Source organism: Pseudoalteromonas phenolica (assembly GCF_044788725.1).
Classification (GTDB): domain Bacteria; phylum Pseudomonadota; class Gammaproteobacteria; order Enterobacterales; family Alteromonadaceae; genus Pseudoalteromonas; species Pseudoalteromonas phenolica_C.
In genome coordinates this window covers 1,907,394-1,932,115 of record NZ_CP173161.1, presented here as the reverse complement: position 1 = coordinate 1,932,115, position 24,722 = coordinate 1,907,394, and the positions used below count along the sequence as shown (strand labels likewise).

Sequence of the window (24,722 nt, the reverse complement as noted above, 5' to 3'; positions counted from 1 at the left end):
CCCTTTATTTGCGACTGCATGAATGCAAAAGATAGAGCCTGGGGGTGTAATTGCAGAGAAAGGATTTTACCTTGCTAACGATGTGTATTCATTGCCTCAAAATAGACCGCTTAGTTAAGCGTATTGGTATAAGAAAAAACTACATGAAAATATCAACTTGAAAAAACAATCTATACTCATAAAAGTAAAGTTTTACGGTGAAGGATTATGTTTAACAGGTTGATTTTGGCAATTGTAATGTTAGTTGATTCAAATGTAGCAAATAGTGCAAGCAATGAAATTTCAATTGGTATTGCAGTGAAAGAAAATAAATACATTGCAGATATAAAAGAGATTGTCACGCAGGCTTATAGCGAATTAGATAAAACCGTTATTTGGAAAAAGCTACCAACAAACCGATCTCTGAGAATGACAAATACAGGCAAACTTGATGCGGAGTTCTTAAGGGTAAACACAGTTGCTGAAGAATACAAAAACTTAATAAAGCTGGAAACACCGCTAATTTACGCAGCTATTAATTTATATTGTGAAACACCTAAAGATTGCGAAATGGCATTATTAGGTAGAATTCCTGTTGGCTATAACATCAGTTACAAAATTTATGAGCAAGTGTGTAAGAAACAAAATTTATCATGTTATGGAGTTAATACTGACGGAGATCCAAGTATTTTATTCAAGCATAACAAGTTAGCTGTAATTTTATCGAATGATCTTGAAATAGCAGCAAGCTTAGTCAATTTAGATAGAGTACTTTTTAAAAGTACAAAGTTAGAAGAAGCAACTGGGCATCATTACATAAATAAAAATCATAAAGACTTAGCTGTGAAATTAGAAGCTCAATTATCGAAAAGAATAAAACAGGTAAAAGCCAATTCGAAATCAATTGCAGACCTGGTAAAAAATAACAAAATGATAGAAGAGTTAAATTTCTAAGAGCTACTTACCAGAAAAAGACTCGATAAAAGAGCAGTAAAAGCTTAAATAAAACAAAGGCAATACCACTTTGACTTATATTTTTAGCTTATTTAACATAACGTAAATTATGCGATATTAGCTGTATATTTACTTGGGTTACTATCAAACACTTCACAACCTAAATAAATTACTTAAAATGTCCAATACTAGACGGTATCGGACATTTTAAAGCGGTGTAATCTATTGTTTAATCTTTCTTGTTATCTTAGTATGAAGAAAAATTTTTTAAGAAGTAAAAACATATGGAATTTGTTAGACCACTAGAACCCATTTTAATTATCGACGACTCAGTTGAAGCCCGTGAGTACTTAAGCAATATATTAGAAAACCTCGGGTTTGAAGAAGTATCTGGTTCTGAAGACTTCGAGTCTGCAAAACATCTCCTTGAAAAAAATCCTCCTAACTTAATTTTCCTCGATATTGAACTACCTGATACTGATGGTTCAGGCATTTTAGACTATTTAAATGATCACTATCCTAAATCACATGTGATTATGTGTTCTGGTCATAATAGTCTGGAGTGTGTACAAAATACTTGGGAATGTGGTGCTAAAGATTTTATAGAAAAACCATTTAATGCCAAAAAAGTTGATACCGTATTAAAAAGATTAGAACTGGTTACATGAATACAAAAATAAATACGCTCCTAGAAGCGCTTTCAACCGTTATCTATGACAAACAGCCACAAGTAAAGTTAGCGATCTGTAGTCTACTATGTAAAGGTCACTTATTAATTGAAGACTTACCTGGTATGGGGAAAACCACTTTATCTCATGGTTTAGCTGAAGTGTTAGGTTTAACCTATCAAAGAGTTCAATTTACCAGTGATTTACTGCCTGCTGATATAACTGGCTCAACTATATTTAATACCGATAAACAAAGCTTTGTATTTCATGAAGGACCTGTTTTTACACAAGTTTTACTGGCTGATGAAATAAATCGAGCGAGCCCAAAAACACAAAGTGCATTACTTGAAGCAATGGAAGAAAGACAAGTAACTATGGATGGTCAGACTCATCACTTACCTGAACCGTTCTTTGTAATAGCGACACAAAACCCACTTCATCAATCAGGTACACACCCCCTGCCAGAATCTCAATTAGACCGCTTTTTTATGCGTGTAAGTTTAGGTTACCCGTCTAAAGATGCTGAGAAAAAACTTATACTTGGCGACCATGGTAGAAAAACAACGCTCACACAATTGATGGAATTAGGCACCCTATCAGAATTGCAATCAGCCATTGAAAAAATGGAAATAAAAGAGCAAGTTGTTCAATACATACTAGATTTAGTGAGTTTCACTCGAGAGTCTGGGTTATTTAAAGATCCCCTATCCCCACGGGCAAGTATTGCATTGGGAACAGCTAGTAAAGCATGGGCAATGATCCACGGTAGAGACTATGTGACCCATGATGATGTGCAGGCTGTTTTTCCAGCAGTGGCTGGCCACAGGCTCAACTTAGATGCCACAGAGCAATTTAGAATAATCGACGATATATACGCACAAGTACCGGTTCAGATGTAATGATTAAACTGCCCCAACCTGCTTGGTTTGATGCTTTGTTATTAAAAAAGCATCAAGGAGACAGTATTAAACTCAAGCATGACACCATTTATGTTTCACCATCTAAATCAGGGCTGGGGTTTTTAGGGATCGCAGTCTTAAACTTTATATTAGGGATTAATTATCAAAATAATTTGATCTTAGCTGTCTCTTATTTAATGTTTGTTCTTCTACTCATGTGCTTGATATATGCTTTTAGTAATTTCAATGGCATGCAGATTGAAGTCGCAGCAATTAAAGATGATTTTGCAGATAAGCGACCATCGGTGACCTTCAAAATTGAAAATCAAAAACAACGTTACGATATTCAAATTGAGCATATTGCAACAAAAGAAAAAAGTATTTTAAAAAAAATAAAAAGTAACGAGTTTCTCGACGTGTTCTTGCCTGTAAAACGTGGTAAGCATACACTCGGTCGTTTTAAAGTTCTGACTCACTATCCGTTTGGCTTAGTTACTATTTGGAGCTATTTAATAAGCGAAAAACACGTCTATGCCTACCCAGCACAAATCGAAACAGAGCTTCCGAAAGATAGCTTCATTATTTCCGAAAAAGGCGAAAAAGCACTTGATGATCACGCTTTAGCTGAAGACTTTAATGAATTAAAAACTTATCGCGAAGGGATGAGTATACATAGGATATCTTGGAGGCATTTTGCCAAGAATAAAGAGCTCTTAGTTAAAGACTATCAATCTCCTGATAAATCAGCCAGTTATGGCTTTGATTTTGATAAAGTATCAGGCACAAAAGAAGATAAACTATCACAGCTAAGTTTTTTAGTCGTACAGGCAGAAATCGAACAACAAAGTTACGCCCTTAAATTACCAAATCGACTCATAACTTTAAGTCAAGGAAGCAGTCATAAAAAGCAATGTTTGGAGGCGCTAAGTGAAGCTTAATCAAATTGCTTGCTCTGTGATTTATCTATTACTTGCTTGGATAATGGCCAGCGACCTTGGCTTCGTTATCGTATCTTATATTACGGGTTTATTTGTAGCTTACGAGTTGAACAGAGTAATCTATAAAAAAACCATAACTAGCAGTATTATCAATGGCAGTGCTTTGGCGGGTATTGCACTGTTAATGGGGTTTGTTGGTGTAAAAAACTCAGTCGCATTTTTTGTGTCTATGATGTTACTTGCATCATTGCTCAAAATCTATCAAGCGCAAAGCGAAAGGCAGACCATGCAGGTTTTTGTGCTTAACTTTTTCACAATCCCCTGTTTATTTATTTTTTCACAAAATTTTTTTTCAGCATTGCTGGTATTTATATTGATTGGGTTTAATTTAGCCTTAATGCTGATCCATCAATATGAATTTGAACCAAAAGAAGCCATTAAAAACGCATTCAGTAAACTGGCTTTTACGATTCCAATCAGTGTACTGTTGGTGCTTTTTATTCCAAAACTACCGGCATTTTGGCAACTACCTGGACCTAACTCTGCTAAAACTGGCTTATCAGAGAACGTTGACCCGTTTGAAATATCAAAATTGTCCGAGTCAAATGAATTAGTCTTCCGAGCGATTTTTCCAAAAGAACGAAATATAGAAGGCCCCTTTTATTGGCGAGCACTTATGCATGATGAATTTGATGGTACAAGATGGAATATGTCGTCATTGCAAAGTGTTTCAGCGAATTATCAAGCTAGCGATAACTCTCATAGCTACACTATTATTGCTGAGCCCAGCCATTTAAAGTGGTTATATGCGCTCGACAAAATGACAACAGAGCAAGACTTAGTCGCTACTAATGTATTCGGCCTACCATATCGAAAGCGCCCTGTCAGTTCAGCATTTGAATACCAGGTTTACAATGTGGTTGACACTCAAGATACCAGTATTACCCGTTGGCAATACAGACAAAATATTCAATTACCAAGTGATTTAAACCCACAAGCAGTAGCACTGGCTGAGCAGTTTGATAAGCAAAGTAATGATACAGCTGGATTTATTGCTTTATTGAGAAACTATATTTTAGAACAAGGCTTTACATACACTCTTAACCCTCCTATCAGTCAGTCGAGAGACAAAATTGATGAATTTTTGTTTAATAACAAAGCGGGGTTTTGTGGGCATTATGCTTCTTCTGTGGCTATGATGATGCGAAGTGTTGGGATCCCTGCAAGATTAGTATCGGGTTACTTAGGTGGAGAACTCAACACAGAAAATAACTATTACAGTATTTATCAATATGATGCACATGCTTGGCTTGAATATTACGTGCCTAATCAAGGTTGGCTTGAGTTAGATCCAACAGCATGGGTTTCGCCTGAACGACTAAACGGTTCTTTGTCACAGCATAGTCAATTGTCTGAAGAGTTAAAAAATAACATAGGGATGACACTGATGGGCTTGTCGGATGTCGCATTAGTTAATTGGCTTCGTTTGCAACTAGAAGCATTTGATTATCAATGGACACGTTGGGTTTTAAATTTTGACGACCAGAAGCAAAGTAGTTTTCTAAAAGATATATTTGGTGAAAAAGCTAAAATGCTTTCAGGTATCGCCGTGATAATAGGCCTTAGTCTATTATTCTCATTAGTTTATTGGGTATTACAACGCAATTCACACCTACCCACTCCCTTGCCTGTTAAACTGTTACGTAAATTACAAGTTAGCGCTTTTGGAGAATTTGATAATACTAAAACGCCAGGGCAAATCATTTCGGCTATTCAATCAAAATATCCAAAGCTAGAAGCAGAACTGAGTATTTTTTTATATGAGTTCGAAAAAGTCCGATACGGAAATAAAAGTGAATTAGCAGAACTAAAGAAACACTATTTAGCATTAACAAAACAATTTAAAAACAATAAAAGAGATTAGTATGAATTCAGTATTAATTGGGGTTTTACTCATGTTAGGCCTGTCTTTGGCCAGAGTGAACGTGATTGTTGCAATGACAATCAGTGCACTTTCTGCAGGTTTGATTGCAGGTCTCGGTTTAGGAGATACATTACAAGCATTTAACAGTGGTTTATCTGGTGGTGCAGAAATCGCTTTAAGTTACGCTATGCTAGGTGCATTTGCAGTAGCCATATCAAAATCTGGCTTAACGCTCATTCTTGCAGATAAATTACTGTCGAAAGTAGACAAAGCACACTCTAAACATATGCAAACGTTAAGTATGCTGATCATGACCATCATTTTGGCATGTGCGATTGCGTCACAAAATTTGGTCCCCGTACATATCGCATTTATACCTATTCTGATCCCGCCATTGTTGGTGGTCTTTAATAAGCTACAGCTTGATAGACGTGCTATTGCTTGTATTCTAACGTTTGGACTTGCGACTTCTTATATGGTTCTCCCTTATGGCTTTGGCGGTATTTATCTTTACTCGATTTTACATAAGAACTTAGCCGAAAATGGCTTAGAAATAGTAAATACCGATGTACCTGAAGCCATGATAATTCCAGCACTAGGTATGCTAGTCGGCCTGATCATCGCCGTATTTTTTAGTTACAGAAAAGATAGGCACTATTCAGACAAAGAGTCAGAAAAATCATCGACCAAAATAAATGTCGAGAACCCTAAAAAAGTGATGATTATTGGTGGTATAGCCGTTATATGCTCGTTACTGGCACAAAATGTCAGTGGTTCAATGATCTTAGGTGGACTTGTTGGTGTGATGATTTTTAGCATATTCGGCATCGTAAAGTGGGAGCAAAGCTCTGATGTATTTAGCCAAGGTGTTGCTATGATGGCTATGATTGGCTTTATTATGATCTCAGCTCAAGGCTTCGCTTCAGTGATGAAAGCAACAGGCGATGTCGCGAGTTTGGTCAACACCACAGCTGATACAGTCGCGGGTAATAAGCCTTTAGCAGCTGCAATGATATTACTGGTAGGTTTATTGATCACAATGGGCATAGGTAGTTCGTTTTCTACAGTGCCAATTATTGCTACTTTATTCGTGCCACTTTGCCTAACTATCGGCTTTTCTCCAATGGCAACTGCTGCTTTAGTAGGCACAGCGGGCGCTTTAGGCGATGCCGGCTCCCCTGCTTCTGATTCGACCCTAGGACCTACCTCAGGACTTAATGCTGACGGTCAACATGACCATATTAAAGATTCAGTGATCCCGACATTCATCCACTTTAATATTCCATTGCTGATTTTTGGATGGATTGCAGCCATGGTCTTATAAACCAAAAATATAAAAAACAATATTAGCCGCATTCATTTCTGATGCGGCTTTTTTATGAAAAGTACGACTTTTGATATGACTAAAATAACCAAAGAAACGCTAAATGGCAGTTGAAGTTGCAGTGGTTTGAAACATCTCTTTTCAAGAAGAATAAAAAAAGGCCGCTAAACGCGGCCTAAAACACATCATGGGTAAACATGAGGGATAAGTGTGAAAACAAGATTATTCTAACTATCCCTATGTAAAATAAAACCACATTATAACGTCTAATTTAATCGTAAAAACCTGATATTAAATCGCAGGTGCAATTTCAACACGATTACGGCCATGGGCTTTTGCAAGGTAAAGCGCTTTATCAGCTCTAGCAATAAACTCATCTTTACACTGTTTAGAGCCATAAAAAGCAATACCAAAACTAGCGGTAATATTACGTATTGATTTACCCGTCTTTTTCCCTTTTACAGACAATTTTTCAATGTCTTGTCTTATACTTTGGCAAAAGTTTAATGCTTCGCTGACACTTTTAAAGTTTGCTAATATACAAAATTCCTCTCCACCAAACCTGTATGCGTTGGCTTTGTTGATACAGTGACGTGAGATTTTATTGGCAACAACTTTTAAAACGTCATCCCCTTTTTGATGACCAAAGTCATCATTAAATTGCTTAAAGTGGTCGATATCTATAAAGATCAATGTTTTGGAAATTTGTAATTCACTATTAAAAGTTTTGATATGTGCCTTTATATCATCGTCAAACTTGCCTCTGTTCAGCAGGCCTGTGAGCGGATCTGTAATAGCAGCCTCTTGTGTATTAACTAAAGCTTGCTTTAGTTCTGAAATCTCACTATAAGCGGCCTGAAGTTTGACCTGAAAAGAGTGTGCAGTTTGTTGCATAATTACTGACTCTTCGGTCAGCTTATCAACAAAATTAAGTACATTATCAAAACTACTTATATCACTTTTATCTAAAGCACTGATATCTGAGCGACATTGAAGTAAAACACTATTAAAGCTTTGAGAGCAGGCAAGCGTTGTATCAATCTCAGACTGAACATTATCTAAAGTGCCCTGAAAGTTTTCAGAAATTTGATGAAAAAGCTCTAAGTCCTTATCAGACAGGTATTTATCAAACAGATAACGGGATAATGACGCTGGGCAAGTACCGTGCTCGGCTAAAATGTTATCAAGTTCAACATTTAAAGCGAGATTACTGCCTAATACATAGCAATACCATATTGCATAATTTATGGGTGTTACAGGAATTTTATATTTTACCAGTAGCGGTATAGCTTGCTTAAGACACTGGGCAGAATGAGATAACGAGGTATTAAAATCCATAGTTGAGAGAACTCATATTGGCATTAAAAAAGTTAATGCGCTTTATTTTTATACAATGGCAAGAAAAAACTAACCCTTAAGTGCTAAATTAATTGAAAAGCGGCACTATATCAATTTAATTTTCTAGGATTATGAGAGAAAAGGATAAAGATATTAGGGACTAAATAAAAAACTAATACTTTTAACTAGTTAAATTAGAATTTTCTCTGTGCCCCTTTATTAGAAAAAACACAACCAATTGAAAAATAATAACTTTAACAAATTAGTTGATTTATAATTATTTTATTATTCACAAGACTGACCTCAGCGTTTGAACCGTTCACTAGGGTGAAATTAGGAGAAACGTGGCCAATATCTAGGTTTCCGAAAACCGGTATGTTTAGATCAGCAAACACCTCATTCAAAATAACTTCTTCACTTCCAAGTGAGTTATTCGAATACTCGAATTTATTTCTTCCGACTAAAATACAACAACACTTCGAAAAGAACCCTTTAATTTTAAGACTCAAAAGTGCACGTTTATATTGTGTTGGACTTAACTCTGCATTTTCTAAATAAACTATGATGTCTTTTGAATCGTCCTTATTCTTAAGAGACAAAAACTCTGAGCCCATCGTTAGCTGGAGTGTGTCAATACATCCACCAATTAATGAACCTTTTAGAGGCGTTTGTTCATTATTATTAATGATGATTAATTCACTCAATGTATCTAAAGAATAAGAAGACAACGGCTTAGTTTTATAATCAGGGTAATCAAATTCATGAAAAGAAGATGACTTCTGTTCAAACGAATAACCCTCTGCTGCATTAAAAAGTAAATCAAACAGTGATTTAACATAATTACAGTTTTCATTTCCTGCAATTTGCATCAAGTTAGCACTATGAATGGTATACCAGCCTACTCGACTTGTGATAGTAGTAGTCAAAGTGCTGATATCAGAGAAGCCAAAAATCCATTTAGGTTTCGATTTTGTAATCATGTCCCAATTGAGTAAAGGCAAAACCTCTAAAGCAAAATCTCCGCCCCAAGGTGGAATAACCGCATCATACTTATCGCCACATAGATATTTATTTAATGAATTAGCAATGCATTGTTTTGAAATGGATACATCAGATAAGACATTTTCATCTACATCCACGTTAAGTCCTTTTGACTTTAAAGTCTTAATGCATTCATTAAAACGCTTTTCTAAACTCAGAGGTACAGGTGATGAAAAGGTGCAAATTGCAACATTACACCCAGCTGTTAATTTTGTTGGGATCTTCATTGGTTTCCTTGTTTAATTATAACATTTATAACACTGTTCTATTTAACACACAAATAGTATGATGTGTTCCATTCATATCATATAGACACAACCGAATACAACAAAACTAGAGATTAATAATAAACAAGGTTAAGATACTTTAAATTTAATTAAGCCGTAACCCAATGAGCAGCAACTTAAAAGAAGAATTTAGTGCCTATTTTCAAGTAGAAGAAGCAAATCAAGTCAATCTGTTTGCTGTAGAAGAAAATGAAGTACCACAAACTAAACAAGCGCTAGAACTTTCCATCCCTCCACTTTTTAGATTGGCAAACGAGGTCAATGAATTAGACGTCAATGCATTAAGGCCACTTAGAAATTTAGGAGACGTTGCTTCTGAGCTTGCTGAATATTTAAAAGCACAGTCTAGAAAAATAGACCTAATAATGAGTCATATTCTCGCAACAGAACAACCCGACGACAGCAATCAATATTGTGATAGTTATGGCGGTGGCGGTCTTAAAGTAACGTGTGCTACCCCCTTCGCTGTAGGTCAAAACTTAAGAACCAAGATTTTTTTAAATCATGAAGCCTGTGCGATTTATTGTTATACACAAGTTATTGACGTTGAATATTTAGGTGAAAATCAATATCAGCACACTTTGGCTTTTGTACAAATAAGAGACGACGATCAAGAGTTAATGGTCAGAGCAAGTCTACACGCACAAACCCGCCAGCTAAAAAAGAAGCAAAATAAATAACTAGCAGACAAAAATACTGACAGTTCGAGTGTAAATGATAAAATAGAGAATTATATTTCTTTTATGTCAATCGCTAATGCAATTTACACTTTTACCAGAATGGGCCGAGCAAGATGCTGTTATGCTAACTTGGCCTCATTTAGACACTGATTGGTCTGATATTTTAGACAAAGTTGAGCCTGTTTACGTCGCTTTATGCCAGCAAATTTCACAAGTGGAAGATGTGGTAATTGTTGCCCACGATGAATCACTTAAAGCTCATATTTCGAACTTACTAAAAAACCATGAAGTTGACCTTACAAAAGTTCATTTTGTAGTTACCCCATGCAATGATACTTGGGCACGAGATCATGGCCCTATCACAACCCAAAATGCTGAGGGTAAGTTATCCATTAAAGACTTCACCTTTACAGGTTGGGGCAATAAATTTGCCGCTGAACTAGATAATAAAATCAATAAAGTACTGGTCAATGAACTTTCCAGAACAGAAAATGATTATGATGTCGTCGACATGGTACTTGAAGGTGGCGGTATTGAAATTAATGAAGCGGGTACATTATTAACAACTACCGAGTGCTTGTTAAATGATAACCGCAACCCAGAATTGTCAAAAGATGACGTTGAAGAAATCTTAAAAGATAAATTAGGCGCTAAAGATTTCTTATGGGTCGATCACGGTTATTTGGCAGGTGATGACACCGACAGTCACATCGATACCCTAGTCAGATTTGCACCGAAAAATACCTTAGTTTATGTTGGCTGCCATGATGAAAATGATGAACATTATGCTGCTTTGACTAAAATGGCTGATCAGTTACGCTCATTTCGAACACCTGCAGGTGAGGCTTATAAACTAATTGAGCTACCTTGGCCAAAAGCCATCTTTGATGATGAAGGCTGCCGTCTACCAGCAACTTACGCAAACTATTTAATCATGAATAAAACAGTACTCGTGCCTGTTTATAATGATGAAAAAGATGCACTTGCTCTTAAACAAATTCAGCTAGCTTACCCAGAGCATACCGTGATTGGGGTTGATTGTGTTCCAATCATTCATCAATTTGGTAGCTTACACTGTATTACCATGCAATTGCCGAAAGGCTTTTTAAAGAGGATTTAACATGTCTAACAAGTTAAAAGTGGGCATTGTTCAACACAGTAACTCAAGTGACGTTACAGAAAACACCAAAAAAACAGTCGCTGAAATTAGAAATGCCGCAGCGCAAGGCGTTAAGCTTATTGTGCTTCAAGAGCTTCATCGAAGTCTCTATTTTTGCCAAACAGAAGATACAGAACTGTTCGATTTAGCAGAAACAATCCCTGGACCTTCGACTGAACTGTACGGTGAGCTCGCGAAAGAGCTTAAAGTTGTTATTGTAACCTCTCTATTTGAAAAGCGTGCTACGGGTTTATATCACAATACTGCGGTTGTATTAGACACCGATGGCAGCATCGCTGGTAAATACAGAAAAATGCACATCCCTGATGATCCAGGCTTTTACGAAAAGTTCTACTTTACGCCTGGTGACTTAGGCTTTGAACCAATTGAAACGTCGGTTGGTAAATTAGGTGTATTAGTATGTTGGGATCAATGGTTCCCTGAAGCTGCACGTTTAATGGCAATGGCTGGCGCTGAGTTATTAATTTACCCGACAGCGATTGGTTGGGACCCTCGCGATGATAAAGATGAGCAAATTCGTCAACGCGACGCATGGATCATCTCACAGCGTGCACATGCTGTTGCAAATGGAGTGCCTGTTATTTCAGTGAACCGTGTAGGTCATGAAGCAGATCCATCAGGTCAAAGTGAAGGCATTCAATTTTGGGGTAACTCCTTTGTAGCAGGCCCTCAAGGTGAAATGTTAATTCATGCTGATGAGCAAGAAGAACAAACCTTAACGGTAGAAATTGATCAGGCCCGTAGTGAATCTGTTCGCCGTATTTGGCCGTATCTACGTGACCGCCGTATAGACCATTACGGTGACTTACAAAAAATTTATAGAGATTAAACAGAGGTGGTGTTAACCACCTCTATACAAATCCTCATAATTATTAAAACAAATAGGAGCTTTCATGGCGTCTGCGCATTGGCAATCTATGCCTTGGGTAAAAAATAACAAAGATAAAATTAGTTGGGGCCAGTTAACAGGCAGTGGCTTAGCACTCACCATCAGTGCAAACATTGCAGATAAAAAAACCATGACGGTTATTGTCACCCCCGACACCCCTTCTGCTTTGCGCCTTGAAACAGAGTTAGACTATTTATTACAAGAACATAAGGTGATGACTTTCCCTGACTGGGAAACACTTCCTTATGACCACTTCTCGCCACACCAAGATATTATTTCACAGCGCCTTGAAACACTGAATGCGTTAAAGCAGCAAAGTAAGACTGTTTTAATTATTCCTGTTTCGACACTCATGCTCAGAACAGCACCACCAAGTTTTATTTATGGTCAAGCGCTTAAATTTAAGTGTGGTGATACTGTTGATGCGCAACAATTAAAAGATTCATTAACAGAATCTGGTTATCGTCATGTTCAACAGGTCATGGAACACGGTGAATTTGCAGTAAGAGGCTCTATTGTAGATTTATACCCAATGGGCAGTAAAACGCCCTACCGCATTGATTTTTTCGACGACGAAATAGATTCAATTCGTTTATTCGATATTGAAACTCAGCGCTCTAGTGATACCGTCAAAGAAATTGACCTATTACCTGCCCATGAATTTCCAACTAATCCAGAAGATATTGAAAGGTTCAGAATTGCTTATCGAGCTGAGTTTGGCGCAAGCTCTGAGCAAGACTCTATCTACATGCAGGTTAGCAAGGCAAATTGGCCGGCTGGTATCGAATATTATTTACCCCTATTCTTTGAGTCACTTTCTACCATTTTTGATTATCTTCCAGAAGATACGGCAATTATGCATCTTGCAGACATAGAACATGCTGCAAAGAGTTTTTGGGATGATGTTGAAAAGCGATATGAAAACCGACGCGTTGACCCTTTAAGACCGCTATTATCGCCAGAAAAGCTCTACTTACCAGTAGAGTCGCTGTATCAACAGTTTAAACAATTCGCTCGAGTCAATTTAACTCAAGCCAATTTGCCAACAAAAGCGGGGAATACAAATTTAGATGCTGCCTTGATTGATGGCATCCGAATCGACCATAAAAAAGCCGACCCATACGATTCTATTTTGAAATTTGTTGCCGAACAAAAGAAGCAAAAAGCACGCATTTTATTTAGTGTAGAATCTGACGGTCGTCGAGAGTCACTTCTTACATTACTTAAAACAACAAATCTAAAGCTTAAGCAATTCGAGCATCTCAACGACTTTATCGCTGCCTCTAATGACGTCGGTATCATTGTCAGTCCACTCGAACAAAGTATTTCACTTTCTGGTAAGCCCAAACTTAACATAATTACTGAGCAAGAATTGCTTGGGGTTAAGGTTTCACAACGACGTCGGAGAAAGCATAAATATGAGCAAGGCCAAGATGCTTTAATTCGTAACTTAGCCGAGCTTAAAGAAGGTCAGCCCATTGTTCATTTAGATCACGGTGTGGGTAGATACCTAGGTCTGCAAACAATCGATGCAGCAGGTGTTGCAACTGAATTTGTTACCATCACCTATGCTAATGAAGCAAAACTATATGTACCGGTATCAGCTTTACACATGTTAAGCCGTTATTCTGGTGGTGAAGAAGCATCCGCACCACTTCATAAGCTAGGCTCAGATGTGTGGGAAAAAGCGAAGAGGCGCGCCGCAGAAAAAGTCAGAGACGTTGCCGCTGAATTACTTGATATCTATGCAAAACGCCAAAGTAAACCTGGCTACAAATTCAAGCTTGATGGTCAGGGTTATCGTGATTTTGCCGATAGCTTCCCATTTGAAGAAACGGACGATCAACGTAACGCCATTGAAGCTGTACTTGCAGACATGCAATCTAATCAAGCGATGGATAGATTAGTGTGTGGTGACGTAGGCTTTGGTAAAACAGAAGTGGCGATGCGTGGTGCATTTGCCGCGGTTAACGATGGGAAACAAGTTGCTGTGCTAGTACCAACCACACTACTTGCTCAACAACACTTTGAAAACTTTAAAGACCGTTTCGCAGATTTGCCTGTTGAAGTCGGTGTCTTATCGCGATTTAACAGCACAAAAGAGCAAAAAGAGACATTAGCTAAGTTAGAAAATGGCACCATTGATATCGTCATCGGCACACATAAACTGATCCAAGACAATATTAAGTTCAGTGATTTAGGCTTACTCATTGTTGACGAAGAGCACCGCTTTGGTGTGCGTCAAAAGGAGAAAATTAAACAGCTCCGTGCTGACGTTGATATTTTAACGCTGACAGCCACACCAATTCCAAGAACGCTCAATATGGCGATGAGTGGCATGCGCGACTTATCTATTATCGCTACACCACCGGCAAAACGCCTAGCTGTAAAAACATTTGTTCAAGAGCGTAATGATGAGCTAATAAGAGAAGCCATTTTGCGTGAAATTAAACGTGGTGGCCAAGTTTATTTCTTACATAACAATGTTGAAACCATTGAAAAGACCGCATTTGACATTTCAGAGCTTGTGCCTGAAGCCAGTGTCGCCATTGCCCATGGTCAAATGCGCGAACGTGAATTAGAAAACTTGATGAGTGATTTTTATCACCAAAAACATAATGTACTTGTGTGTACAACCATCATCGAAACGGGTATTGATATTCCTTCTGCAAATACAATTATCATGGATAGAGCTGACAAACTTGGTCTTGCACAACTTCATCAATTAAGAGGTCGTGTTGGCCGAAGCCACCACCAAGCTTATGCTTATCTTTTAACGAGAAATAGCCAATCTCTCAGTAAAGATGCAGTAAAACGTTTACAGGCCATAGAGTCGCTTGAAGACTTAGGCGCTGGTTTTGCGCTGGCAACTCACGATTTAGAAATTCGTGGTGCCGGTGAGCTGTTAGGAGATGATCAAAGTGGTCAAATCCAGTCTGTTGGCTTCACTCTATATATGGAAATGCTTGAACATGCTGTTCAAGCGCTACGCGATGGTAAAGAGCCAACACTTGAGAACTTGTTACAACAACAAACTGAAGTAGATCTTAAAATACCTGCACTACTACCAGATGACTATATTCCTGATGTGAATATTCGACTCAGCATGTATAAACGTATCGCCTCTATTGCAAATGCCGATGAAATCGACGAAATGAAAGTTGAGCTCATTGACCGTTTTGGACTGCTACCAGATGCAACTAAAAACTTGTTTGCTATACAGCAAATTAAACTTCAAGCGAACAAAATTGGTGTGAGTAAAATAGAAGCGAACATCAAAGGCGGCTACTTCGAGTTCAGTTCTGATACAAAAGTTAACCCAACGTTCATCATTGCTTTGATACAAAGTAATCCGTCAGTCTATAGAATGGAAGGTGCAAATAAGTTACGCTTCAATATAGAAGAAAAAAATGGCCAAGAAAGACTAAAATTAATCAGCGCCATGATAAATGATTTTGATAAAAAGGCATCTGCATGAAGCATAAGCTTTTAAAGCTCACAACATTGACGTTTTTAACTGCGTTTGCAGCCAATGCAAACGCAACTCGTTGGTTTGAAATTGAACTCATTGCTTTTGAGCAAAAACCAACGCCTGAGTTACGAGAAGATTTTAAACTTGAGCGTAAACCGATTCAGGCGCGAAAAACATTGGATATGATAGAAACAGGACTAAACAATCAAGGTCAGATCCAATGTTTGGCAGGTGAACAACAATTTGATCCTAGAGAATTAAGTCAGCAAATTGTGGCAACATCCAGTTCTTGGCAATGTGATGATGATAGAAATTATCTTGAACAAATGCAGGCCTTGCCATTAACACCCTTTGCAGAGCCGCAAGAGCATATGGATTCAATGTATTTGCTTGCTGAAGAACAGTTTCAATTTGAATCTGTTTTAAATAAATTAAAGCGAAAAGGGTTGGATCCAATTTTACATACCGGCTGGCGCTTTCCTGAAATGAGTAGCCGACGCGCGCCAAGTATTGAAATCATAGCTGGCCAAAAAATCGCTAAACCAACCAGCTATAAAGCAATTAATAACATCAGTAATGATGGTTACATTAGCCTTTTAGATAAGCCCATACAACATCAAGCGATTAACGATGAGTTCAAATGGCAAGTTGAAGGGCTAATGAAAATTCATGTCAGACATTACTTGTTCGTTACTACAGACTTAGATATCAATTTCATTGATAACGAAGGTGAATTACAACAAGCAAGAATGTCTCAATATACTCGTGTTTATAGTGGTGATATACATTACTTAGATCACCCTAGACTCGGGATAATATTTCAAATAAGAAAATATAAACATTAAGCACGAGGGGTTAATATGAAAAAACTACTACTAGTTGCAGCACTACTTACTTTAGCAGGCTGTTCGAAAGTAAATAAAGAAAACTATGACAAAATCAAAGTCGGCATGGACAAAGCTGAAGTTGAAGCAATTATAGGCTCTGCAGATTCGTGTGAAGAAAAAACATTACACACAAATTGCGTATGGGGCGGTGAAGAGAAAAACATCACTATCACACTCGTGTCAGATAAAGTGACCTTATTCTCGAGCAAAGGCTTAAAATAATTTAAATAAATTAACAGCTCACACGAAAATCCCCACAAATGTGGGGATTTTTCATTTACACTCTATATTCATAAAATCAGATGGTTAAGCCGCATCAGATATAACCCGATCTCTCCCCTGCTCTTTTGCATCGTATAATAGCTCATCTACACGTTTAAAAATGTTCTCTGTTGTTTCGCCAAAGCGATATTCAGTTACACCAATACTTGATGTTACACACAATGATTGCGCATCACTCACAGCAATAGGTGTTTCTCTTAATCGTGTAGCAATTTCGTGTGCAAGTTTTAAAGCCTGAACATTTGACTTATGTGGCAGTACTATTAAAAATTCTTCACCGCCATAACGTGAAACAATATCAGTACTTCTTACCGAATTTGATAAGACAGAGGCAGCCTCTTTCAGTACCTTATCGCCAGCAATATGACCAAATGTATCGTTGATACGCTTAAATCTATCTAGGTCAAACATAATAACAGAGAACTTTATTGCTTCAGATTTTAAGTGTTCGATCGACCGTAATAAAACACGTCTGTTTATCAATTTAGTTAATGGATCAACTGTGGATTCTCTATAGAGGTGCATCAACATTGAAAGTTGCGCTATTTGCAGCCATAAGCTAATTCCGGCGAATAGTACAAATAGCCAAGTATTATTAAACAGTGACCAAACATCACCTTGATAGAAAAGACTTTGTACAATTGCAAATGGACAAAATATAAAAGCCATCAGAATAAGGCTTCCTCTAATCGTTAGAGGAAATAATCCGACCATAGCTAAAATCAAATAAGGTAGCATGGAGAAAATAAATGGCACCTCATTGAGACTATCAAAGGTCATCATTGAAGCTAAATAAAACAATGAAGGTAAGAAAAAAGACAGTGCGACCACTTTTTTAATGAGTAAGGCTGAGCAACATTTTTTAATAAAATAAGCCATTGCGAACAGACTGGCTGACAGTACAAGTCGACTAATTAATATGGTAGTTGCTTGCTCATATTCGAAGGCGTAAAAATCATAAATTGAAAAAAAAGGCACCGAAATGGCAAAGAAAATACACATTACCCAAAGTCGTTTTCTGATATAAATAGAACGCTTTTGGGTAAAGTCGTTCGAATGATTACTTGAACTCAATAAATCTAATAATGTGTTCTGTTCAAGCCCTAGTAGTTTCAAAATCGAGCTTAACTGCCACCACCTTATATTATCACTGTTAAAGTTTACTGAACCTGTTGAATGCACCATGCCTAATACTCATATCAATATGTACTTAACATTATTAGGACGAGATTTTAGGCTGGACAAAAAAAGTACTGTTAATTTAGATCAAGTTTATTGCAGAATTTAGTTTAAACTTGGAGAGTAATAATAAGACACTATTGCTCCCAAGTTTTCATTTTTCGATAAATTGTAGAAGGGCTAAGCTCCAACATGGCCGCTGCTTTGGGGATATTGTTACCACAAATTTCAATCGCTTGTTCAATATATTCTTTTTCAACAATCCACATCGGTCTGATGTCAAAATGGCTTTGCATTGTGGTAGCTGCTTCATTTGGAGTTGTGACAGGTGACCCTGTTTGCACTTCATCAAATGAAGGGTTAGGTGTTGATAGTGCATTAGCTTGATTTGGAGGAGCTATTTGTTGGACGTTGCTATTAGTAACTGGGAAAGCAGGAAACATATGCGCGTCAATGACTTCACTATGATTCATGACTAAGGTATTGCGGATCATGTTTTCTAGCTGACGTACGTTACCTGGCCAATCATAGTTAAGCAGTTTTTGCTTTGCGTTTTCAGTTAACTTTTCAAAGAATTTGCCTTCTTCTTTTGCAATGCGTTCAAACATAGCTTGGGCTATTTGCACAACGTCCTCACCGCGGTCTCTTAGCGGTGGAAGCTGAATCGGAATTACATAAAGACGGTAATATAAGTCTTCTCTAAAACGCCCTTCTTGTACTTCTAACCAAGGGTCACGGTTTGTTGCACATACAAACCTAACATTTACTGTCTGTAAGGTTTCACTACCCACTTTTTGGAAAGTACCGGTTTGTATAAAACGGAGTAACTTACTTTGCAGTCCAAGGTCCATTTCACATAATTCATCTAGAAATAATGTACCGCCGTCCGCTTGACCAGCTGCACCTTCTCGGTTTGAGGTCGCGCCCGTAAAAGCCCCCTTGACGTGACCAAAAATTTCACTTTCTATTAAATCTTTAGGGATCGCTGCACAGTTTAATGCAACAAAAGGGGCTTGTTTTCGATCACTACACTCATGCACCGCTTTAGCACATAACTCTTTACCCGTGCCACTTTCACCTGTAATAAAAACAGTAGCTTTGGAGTTCGCCGCATTAGAAATGATTTGATAAACACTTTGCATTGCTGAAGATTTGCCTATCAACTGGCAAAAACGACCGTTTTCAAACGTTGATTGATACTCTTCAACTTTTTTGCTGAGTGTTTTTAATTTTAAACCATTGTTTACGGTGATCCTAAAACGCTCAGCGTCAATCGGCTTTTCGAGAAAATCGATAGCACCGTGACGAATTGCTTCTACAGCAAGTTCTTTACTCGCATGAGCTGTTAGTACGATAACATCCGGGCGATTTTGTTCTGGTAATTGCGCTAAGATATCCATGCCGCTCATATCAGGTAGCATGATATCCAAAATGATTAAATCAGGTTGATTAGCATCTAAATAATCTAATGCAGCTTGTCCTGTACCGGCCACAAAGGTTTTTAGCCCTGTTGGAATAAGGTAAGACTGATACAGTAATGCAAGGGACTCTGTATCTTCTACAATTAAAATACTCGCTGGCATAGCAACCTCCTGATTGCAAAATCATTTCCTATACTTTATTAAGAACCAGTAATGTTGAATCGTCAATCTCTTTTGTTAATTCAGGTAGGCATTTTTGCCAAAGTTGTGTTTGAAATTCAGTGCTTTGAAAACTCATCTCACTCAGCTTATTTTTAATAAATTCATTTGATGCACTAAACTTGTCACTATTCTCGTGAAGACCATCAGTAAAAGCGACGATGTAAGCTGACGTGGGTAAAATCAAAGATTTTGAGTTATATTGATATGAAGAGTTTAACCCTATGATAGGCTCGCTAGACTCTAATGACATCACAGTGTCGTTTAGTTTATCAATGAGTAAAAAACTAGGTTGACCGATATTGATGTATTCAAGCGTGTCGTCGACAAATTTAAACCCCAGCAAAGTGAAAATTTTGTCTTTATTAATACAAATTCCGTTAATCACTGCGTCGTTCAAATCATTCACCATGCTCGATAAATCATTTGAGTTCTTTACTAGCCCATAAATAAAGCCTTTTAATTCACTCGCAGTGTTTGCAGCAACTTCACCATGCCCCATGACATCGACCAAGAATACAAAGTGTTCACCTTTTTCTTTGTTGCTGTAATTTAGAACAAAATCTCCACTTCTTTCGTGTGTTGCACTGCCAAACACAGACAATGATTTGTGCGGATCTAACTCTATTAAGTTATTGCTGTATGCATTTTTAACTTTTGCTCTGAGTGTATCTTTTTTTCGTCTTAAAACACGTTCACAAATAAGTTTAATGTCTTCTTTATTTAGCGGCTTTATTACATAGTCGTCAATACCCACAGACACTGTTTGCTTGATCGTATCAATCGCATTATCAACAGACATCACTATGATCCCAAGGTTGGCTAAATGCTGATAACGATTTATTTGTTCAATGAATTTAGTTGCCAACATCTGATTTAAATTCAAGTCTATCAGAAGTAAGTCAACGTCATGCTTTGAGATAAAAGAATGTGCTTTATATTCACAGTCGAATGCATACACGTCATAATCATCTTTTAAATAGCACTCGATTAATTTTAAGGTTGATAGTTCGTCCTCGATTATGACGACCTTGGTTTTATCTGAAGAACTGGTGAGTGTGATTCTAAAATGGTTTTGCTCTGACTCTTCAAAATATTGATATTTCGGAAAGTAGTGATTGATCAGTGCCAAGCCCATCCCGCCTTCTCTTAACTGTCCATCATTTATCACTGCACTTCGATCGTTCTGTTCAACTTGAGCAAATTCAGCAAAAAATTGTGTATTATCAATGATTGTTAAGGCAACGCCCCCTTTTATGTTGTCTATAACTAGGGTCATTACACCATCTTCACCTTCTGAATGACGTATTAAATTAGATAGATACTCTGTTAATACAAGACCCGTATTATCAATGTCTTCATTTGATACCTTCATCTGCTTAAGATAATGATGCAATATTTCTCTCACTGACTGAATTGCTGGCCAGACTAAATTAAACCTTCTATAAAATAGTGTCGACATAGTCACCTCAGACCGCTTCAAATAGCCATTTTTGTTTCTTAATCGCGGTGATTAATTTCACTTTGAGCCATGGGAAGCGATTTAATCTATGTTCAACACTTTCTATCAATCGCGGGCCTAACGGAGGTAGAGCAAACTGGCTAACAACGACTTCAATATGCTTGAAATTGGCTTTTTTAATTTTATCGACACTGACCTGGACTTGTTCTTCATTGTTAATGCCAAGTGCCACATTCAAAATCGCCATATCTGTTGCACTTGAAATAACATGAAGCGGGATATTTTGCCGATTATTTTGCATCAAAGGTGGCATATCAAAGATGATATAAGTGAACTCCTGCTCCAGCATTAAAATCGCTTGCTGTAAAATGCCAAACTCTCTTACTTGTGCGTCTTCTTTCAACTCTTTCACCGTTAGAAAGTCAAATTGCTTTAAACGTTTTGTGTAAAGCTGACAGCTTATATCATCAAAACTCCAACCTTGGTCGTCCATCTGTTCTTCTAACCAATCAAATGACATTGGGTTATAAGAGTTTAAGTCGACTAATAACACTTTCTTGTCGATGGTTTGTAGTCTTCTTGCTAGGCAAACCGAAATTGAACTTGTGCCCTCTTCTCCAACAGGAGAAAAAACACATAAACACTTGGCTTTTTTGTCTACAATACTTTTATAGACAGCTTCAACTTCTTGATATTCTGTAGGAATTAACTTCATAGACCCACCGCTAATGCAAGTATTGTTAAGAAATCGACAATTGAACTTTTCGCTCTTTGTCCAAAATCTTGTCCTTGGTCTGGTATATATACGGTATCTCCTGCACGTAAAACAGGAATGCGCATCGAGTTAGGTTCTCGTATAAACTCTTCTAGGTCGAAACGTCTTGCCTGCTCTTTACAGCAAGAGTGATTTATCACGACAATGTTTTCGATTAAAGCACTTCCTGTCGGTCCTCCAGCTTCGGCTAATAAATCAAGTAAAGTCATAGAGTCATCAAACGAATAACGCCCGGGAGTTTTTATCGCCCCCATCACACGAACGACATTTTCTTTTTTTCGACTTAACCAATCTCTGGATTTTTCAGGAATATAAATTGTGTCTCCAGGGAGTACTTTCGGAAAAAGCGTTTCGTCTCCAGTCTCAAAATAAAGTGCAAGATCAAGTTTACTCACTCTGGCTTCATAGCCATTACGGTGCGTGATGCGAATATTTCTAATATCAGCATTACTGTTAGGACCATCAGCTGCAGATAAAATATCAATGAAATGCAGTGACTCATCAAATGCATATCGGCCTGGGGCACCAACTTGTCCCATGACATAAATTGAAGTATCTGGATCTTGTCTTACCCATTGAGATTTATTGTCTTTAGGGTCGTGCGGTAATTCTTCAACGATAATTGTATCTCCCGCTTGTATGCTAGGTAGCGGATAACTACCATCTGGACTGTTTACATAATCGTCCATACTAAAACGCTGTAAAACTTCGCCGGCTCTAAAAATCTTAATATCGTTTACATTAGCCCCTTTAGTTGGGCCACCAGCGTGAGCAAATAAATCAGTAAAATCCATTTCGTCACTCCATTCATAACGCCCTGGACTATTCACAGCGCCCATCACTTTTACCGCACGTTGTGGCGGTACTTTCAGCCAGCTTTTTTCATTGATATCAGTTTTTTCTGGTACAAATACCACATCACCTGGGTTAATTGGCGGGATTGGAGAAGTCGCTACGCCATCACTGTATGATTGCAAATCAAAGTAAATACTTTCACCCGATGGCTTCAAAATCCGTATTTGCCGTGTTTCAGCAAAACGAGTAGGTCCACCAGCATTAGCTAGAATATCTAAAAAGCCTATTTTATCAGTCGACTCATAGGCGCCAGGCTTTTGAACTTCACCCATGATATATACGGTTCTTGCCGTGGTATTCACATCTTCAACCATAATCGGCACATAGATAGTGGTCCCACCTTCTATTCTTGGTAATAAAGATTCTTCGCCCGAGTCTAAATACTGTTTTAAATCGAATATTTCAGGCTCGCCGTTACGTATAACACGGATCTTTGTTACATCCGCATAGCGCGTTACCCCTTCTGCACGCATTAATGCATCAATAATATTCATATCTTCTTTGTAAGAAAAACTGCCGGGGCTGTGTAACTCGCCAAATAGCGTTACGGCTTTTTCATTGCCTTCAGCATCACCTGATGCAGAAAGCGTTTGGGCGTCAAAATCGATTTGTACATTACCAAGCAGCGGTGAAACTGGAACAAAGACAATATCCCCCGATTTAAGCGCTGGAAGCTTATCTGGGTCGCCACTGTCTAAATATGCCTTGTAATCGAAACTAATGCTTTCGTCACCGCGACGGATCTGAAGTTTATTTAGCTGCGCACCTGGTTTTAGCCCACCGGCTTGTGAGATAACCATTTGTATATTGCCATCTTCAGGAATACTTACTTGAGAGGGCTCATTGACATAACCTAGAACGGTAACCAGTAAGTCTCTTGCTCTGATTTCTACATAAAACTGCTCAAGACCTTTGTATACTCCACTCAACTGTAATTTAATTTCATTTTCAACACGTTGAATGGTTTTACCCGCCACCGTTACCTTGCCAATTTCAGGCACATTGATTTGGCCTTTTTTATCTACCTCAAATACATCAGCGAAATCTGCTTCATTGGGCATATTCAAAAATAGTTTATTGCCGACTTCTATAATCGTCGTCTTACCTTCCGTTGAGGCTGTTTCTTCTGCAGAAGAAGGCAAAGCAATGTTCGAAGCAATAATTAAAAGCCAAAAAGGGATCAGGCTACTTAGATTAATTTTTACCATCACTACGCTCCTTAGTCAGCTCATCCGTCCAAAATGTAAGTGGTTTTAGCTGAGTTTCTGCATCAATTTGTGATTCAGCATTCAGAATATAAGCATTTACACGTCTATCTGAATGGCGGCTTACCGCGTTGTTATCGCTTTCGCTGTAAGGGGAAAGACTACCTTGTGTGACTGTGGTAATCGTTGCAGGATTAACACCATATACACTTAACCAATGCTTTACCTTTTCTGCCCGCTTAAAGGCGAGCTCATAATTATCAGAGTCAATGCCCTTCTTATCTGTATGACCGACAAGAAGTAACTCAATTTCAGGAACTAGTTTCAATAGATCAGCGGCTTGGGTAAGCCTTTTCATGTATTTAGGTGTGACTTCGAAACTATCAAATGCAAATTGATTGTCACTGTTCAACAATGATTTGATCTGTTTAATTATTTTGAGTGAATCGTCTTTGCTCGTGTCGTTATTTGCCATAGCACACCCCGTGAGCTTCAGAACACGTTCAAAGTGGTTTTGTAATAAATTCAGTTGATGGTAAAAAATTCTTAAATCAGCCTGTGCATCTGAATACATTTCAGCTGCAAGCATTCGCTTAATTCGATTAGATAACATTTCAGCTTGATATACTTGTGCGGGCATACATTTGTTAATTCCACGCACTTTCAACCAATCTAATTTCATTTGGATATGTTCATACTCGTTTGCAATGTGCATAGGTGCTGATGCATACCAGGTTTCGCTATTTGTCTCATTGTCAGGGTGATACTCTTCAGCCCAACCACCTTTGCCTTGCTCGGGCCAAGTACTACAGCCCGAAACCACTATCAGCATTAGTAAAATATACATCCATCTCATAGCAACTC

20 protein-coding genes are annotated in these 24,722 nt (G+C 37.9%); 12 read left to right on the top strand and 8 right to left on the bottom strand.

Annotation, left to right across the window (positions count from 1 at the left end):
* Positions 1-237: 237 nt before the first annotated feature.
* The 6 genes from ACH784_RS08755 (at position 238) to ACH784_RS08730 (ending at position 6,686) form a co-directional block, all read left to right on the top strand.
* A complete protein-coding gene (locus ACH784_RS08755; RefSeq protein ID WP_404395099.1) occupies positions 238-933 on the top strand; it encodes a hypothetical protein in 696 nt (231 codons plus the stop codon).
* 284 nt (positions 934-1,217) lie between these two features.
* Positions 1,218-1,601, top strand: coding sequence for a response regulator (locus ACH784_RS08750; RefSeq protein WP_138478860.1), 384 nt, complete (start codon positions 1,218-1,220; stop codon positions 1,599-1,601).
* The gene (locus ACH784_RS08745; RefSeq protein WP_404395098.1) at positions 1,598-2,500 is read left to right on the top strand and encodes an AAA family ATPase; all 903 of its coding nucleotides are present in this window, start codon (positions 1,598-1,600) and stop codon (positions 2,498-2,500) included. Before ACH784_RS08750 ends, ACH784_RS08745 begins: the two co-directional genes overlap by 4 nt.
* Positions 2,501-2,535: 35 nt before the next feature.
* Entirely contained in the window at positions 2,536-3,438 is a 903-nt protein-coding gene (locus ACH784_RS08740; RefSeq protein WP_404395096.1) for a DUF58 domain-containing protein, read from the top strand.
* Positions 3,428-5,362 carry a transglutaminaseTgpA domain-containing protein gene (locus ACH784_RS08735; RefSeq protein WP_404395094.1) on the top strand — a complete coding sequence of 645 codons (1,935 nt, stop codon included), beginning with the start codon at positions 3,428-3,430 and terminating at the stop codon, positions 5,360-5,362. The genes ACH784_RS08740 and ACH784_RS08735 overlap by 11 nt, the downstream gene beginning before the upstream one ends.
* 1 nt (position 5,363) lies before the next feature.
* The gene (locus ACH784_RS08730; RefSeq protein WP_404395092.1) at positions 5,364-6,686 is read left to right on the top strand and encodes a Na+/H+ antiporter family protein; all 1,323 of its coding nucleotides are present in this window, start codon (positions 5,364-5,366) and stop codon (positions 6,684-6,686) included.
* A 291-nt stretch (positions 6,687-6,977) separates the two neighbouring features.
* Here ACH784_RS08730 and ACH784_RS08725 read toward each other — a convergent pair whose 3' ends face one another.
* Together ACH784_RS08725 and ACH784_RS08720 are read right to left on the bottom strand one after the other, a co-directional pair.
* Entirely contained in the window at positions 6,978-8,024 is a 1,047-nt protein-coding gene (locus tag ACH784_RS08725) for a GGDEF domain-containing protein (protein WP_404395091.1), read from the bottom strand.
* A gap of 254 nt (positions 8,025-8,278) precedes the next feature.
* Positions 8,279-9,292 (bottom strand): LD-carboxypeptidase, encoded by a 1,014-nt coding sequence (locus ACH784_RS08720; RefSeq protein ID WP_404395090.1) that lies wholly within the window; start codon positions 9,290-9,292, stop codon positions 8,279-8,281.
* Positions 9,293-9,456: 164 nt separating this feature from the next.
* On the opposite strand from ACH784_RS08720, the gene ACH784_RS08715 reads away from it, so the two are divergent.
* The 6 genes from ACH784_RS08715 (at position 9,457) to ACH784_RS08690 (ending at position 16,682) form a co-directional block, all read left to right on the top strand.
* Complete coding sequence (locus ACH784_RS08715; protein ID WP_404395089.1) at positions 9,457-10,032, top strand: PilZ domain-containing protein; 576 nt, start codon at positions 9,457-9,459, stop codon at positions 10,030-10,032.
* Between the two features lie 76 nt (positions 10,033-10,108).
* Positions 10,109-11,152, top strand: coding sequence for an agmatine/peptidylarginine deiminase (locus ACH784_RS08710; RefSeq protein ID WP_404395088.1), 1,044 nt, complete (start codon positions 10,109-10,111; stop codon positions 11,150-11,152).
* A gap of 1 nt (position 11,153) precedes the next feature.
* Positions 11,154-12,041: a carbon-nitrogen hydrolase gene (locus ACH784_RS08705; protein WP_404395087.1), complete on the top strand. Its 888-nt coding sequence runs from the start codon at positions 11,154-11,156 to the stop codon at positions 12,039-12,041.
* A gap of 64 nt (positions 12,042-12,105) precedes the next feature.
* Complete coding sequence (gene mfd, locus ACH784_RS08700) at positions 12,106-15,579, top strand: transcription-repair coupling factor (RefSeq protein ID WP_404395085.1); 3,474 nt, start codon at positions 12,106-12,108, stop codon at positions 15,577-15,579.
* Entirely contained in the window at positions 15,576-16,418 is an 843-nt protein-coding gene (locus tag ACH784_RS08695; protein WP_404395084.1) for a CsiV family protein, read from the top strand. The genes mfd and ACH784_RS08695 overlap by 4 nt, the downstream gene beginning before the upstream one ends.
* 15 nt (positions 16,419-16,433) lie before the next feature.
* Complete coding sequence (locus tag ACH784_RS08690; RefSeq protein WP_138478836.1) at positions 16,434-16,682, top strand: outer membrane protein assembly factor BamE; 249 nt, start codon at positions 16,434-16,436, stop codon at positions 16,680-16,682.
* Positions 16,683-16,766: 84 nt separating this feature from the next.
* On the opposite strand, the gene ACH784_RS08685 is transcribed toward ACH784_RS08690, so the two are convergent.
* The 6 genes from ACH784_RS08685 to ACH784_RS08660 all read right to left on the bottom strand — a co-directional run bounded on the left by ACH784_RS08685 (position 16,767) and on the right by ACH784_RS08660 (position 24,714).
* Positions 16,767-17,927: a GGDEF domain-containing protein gene (locus tag ACH784_RS08685; protein ID WP_404395082.1), complete on the bottom strand. Its 1,161-nt coding sequence runs from the start codon at positions 17,925-17,927 to the stop codon at positions 16,767-16,769.
* 131 nt (positions 17,928-18,058) lie between these two features.
* Positions 18,059-19,504, bottom strand: coding sequence for a sigma-54-dependent transcriptional regulator (locus ACH784_RS08680; protein WP_404395080.1), 1,446 nt, complete (start codon positions 19,502-19,504; stop codon positions 18,059-18,061).
* 28 nt (positions 19,505-19,532) lie between these two features.
* Complete coding sequence (locus tag ACH784_RS08675) at positions 19,533-21,023, bottom strand: SpoIIE family protein phosphatase (protein WP_404395078.1); 1,491 nt, start codon at positions 21,021-21,023, stop codon at positions 19,533-19,535.
* Positions 21,024-21,030: 7 nt separating this feature from the next.
* A complete protein-coding gene (locus ACH784_RS08670; RefSeq protein ID WP_404395077.1) occupies positions 21,031-21,738 on the bottom strand; it encodes a tyrosine-protein kinase family protein in 708 nt (235 codons plus the stop codon).
* Entirely contained in the window at positions 21,735-23,861 is a 2,127-nt protein-coding gene (locus ACH784_RS08665) for an SLBB domain-containing protein (protein ID WP_404395075.1), read from the bottom strand. Before ACH784_RS08665 ends, ACH784_RS08670 begins: the two co-directional genes overlap by 4 nt.
* Positions 23,848-24,714, bottom strand: coding sequence for an OmpA family protein (locus ACH784_RS08660; protein WP_404395073.1), 867 nt, complete (start codon positions 24,712-24,714; stop codon positions 23,848-23,850). Before ACH784_RS08660 ends, ACH784_RS08665 begins: the two co-directional genes overlap by 14 nt.
* Positions 24,715-24,722: the final 8 nt, after the last annotated feature.

Coding starts and splice junctions, on each gene's coding strand:
- ACH784_RS08660 (WP_404395073.1), bottom strand. CDS start 24,714: ATGAGATGGATGTATATTTTACTAATGCTGATAGTGGTTTCGGGCTGT.
- ACH784_RS08750 (WP_138478860.1), top strand. CDS start 1,218: ATGGAATTTGTTAGACCACTAGAACCCATTTTAATTATCGACGACTCA.
- ACH784_RS08705 (WP_404395087.1), top strand. CDS start 11,154: ATGTCTAACAAGTTAAAAGTGGGCATTGTTCAACACAGTAACTCAAGT.
- ACH784_RS08720 (WP_404395090.1), bottom strand. CDS start 9,292: ATGAAGATCCCAACAAAATTAACAGCTGGGTGTAATGTTGCAATTTGC.
- ACH784_RS08680 (WP_404395080.1), bottom strand. CDS start 19,504: ATGCCAGCGAGTATTTTAATTGTAGAAGATACAGAGTCCCTTGCATTA.
- ACH784_RS08690 (WP_138478836.1), top strand. CDS start 16,434: ATGAAAAAACTACTACTAGTTGCAGCACTACTTACTTTAGCAGGCTGT.
- ACH784_RS08710 (WP_404395088.1), top strand. CDS start 10,109: ATGCAATTTACACTTTTACCAGAATGGGCCGAGCAAGATGCTGTTATG.
- ACH784_RS08715 (WP_404395089.1), top strand. CDS start 9,457: ATGAGCAGCAACTTAAAAGAAGAATTTAGTGCCTATTTTCAAGTAGAA.
- ACH784_RS08685 (WP_404395082.1), bottom strand. CDS start 17,927: ATGGTGCATTCAACAGGTTCAGTAAACTTTAACAGTGATAATATAAGG.
- ACH784_RS08745 (WP_404395098.1), top strand. CDS start 1,598: ATGAATACAAAAATAAATACGCTCCTAGAAGCGCTTTCAACCGTTATC.
- ACH784_RS08695 (WP_404395084.1), top strand. CDS start 15,576: ATGAAGCATAAGCTTTTAAAGCTCACAACATTGACGTTTTTAACTGCG.
- ACH784_RS08665 (WP_404395075.1), bottom strand. CDS start 23,861: ATGGTAAAAATTAATCTAAGTAGCCTGATCCCTTTTTGGCTTTTAATT.
- ACH784_RS08730 (WP_404395092.1), top strand. CDS start 5,364: ATGAATTCAGTATTAATTGGGGTTTTACTCATGTTAGGCCTGTCTTTG.
- ACH784_RS08755 (WP_404395099.1), top strand. CDS start 238: ATGTTAGTTGATTCAAATGTAGCAAATAGTGCAAGCAATGAAATTTCA.
- ACH784_RS08675 (WP_404395078.1), bottom strand. CDS start 21,023: ATGTCGACACTATTTTATAGAAGGTTTAATTTAGTCTGGCCAGCAATT.
- ACH784_RS08725 (WP_404395091.1), bottom strand. CDS start 8,024: ATGGATTTTAATACCTCGTTATCTCATTCTGCCCAGTGTCTTAAGCAA.
- mfd (WP_404395085.1), top strand. CDS start 12,106: ATGGCGTCTGCGCATTGGCAATCTATGCCTTGGGTAAAAAATAACAAA.
- ACH784_RS08670 (WP_404395077.1), bottom strand. CDS start 21,738: ATGAAGTTAATTCCTACAGAATATCAAGAAGTTGAAGCTGTCTATAAA.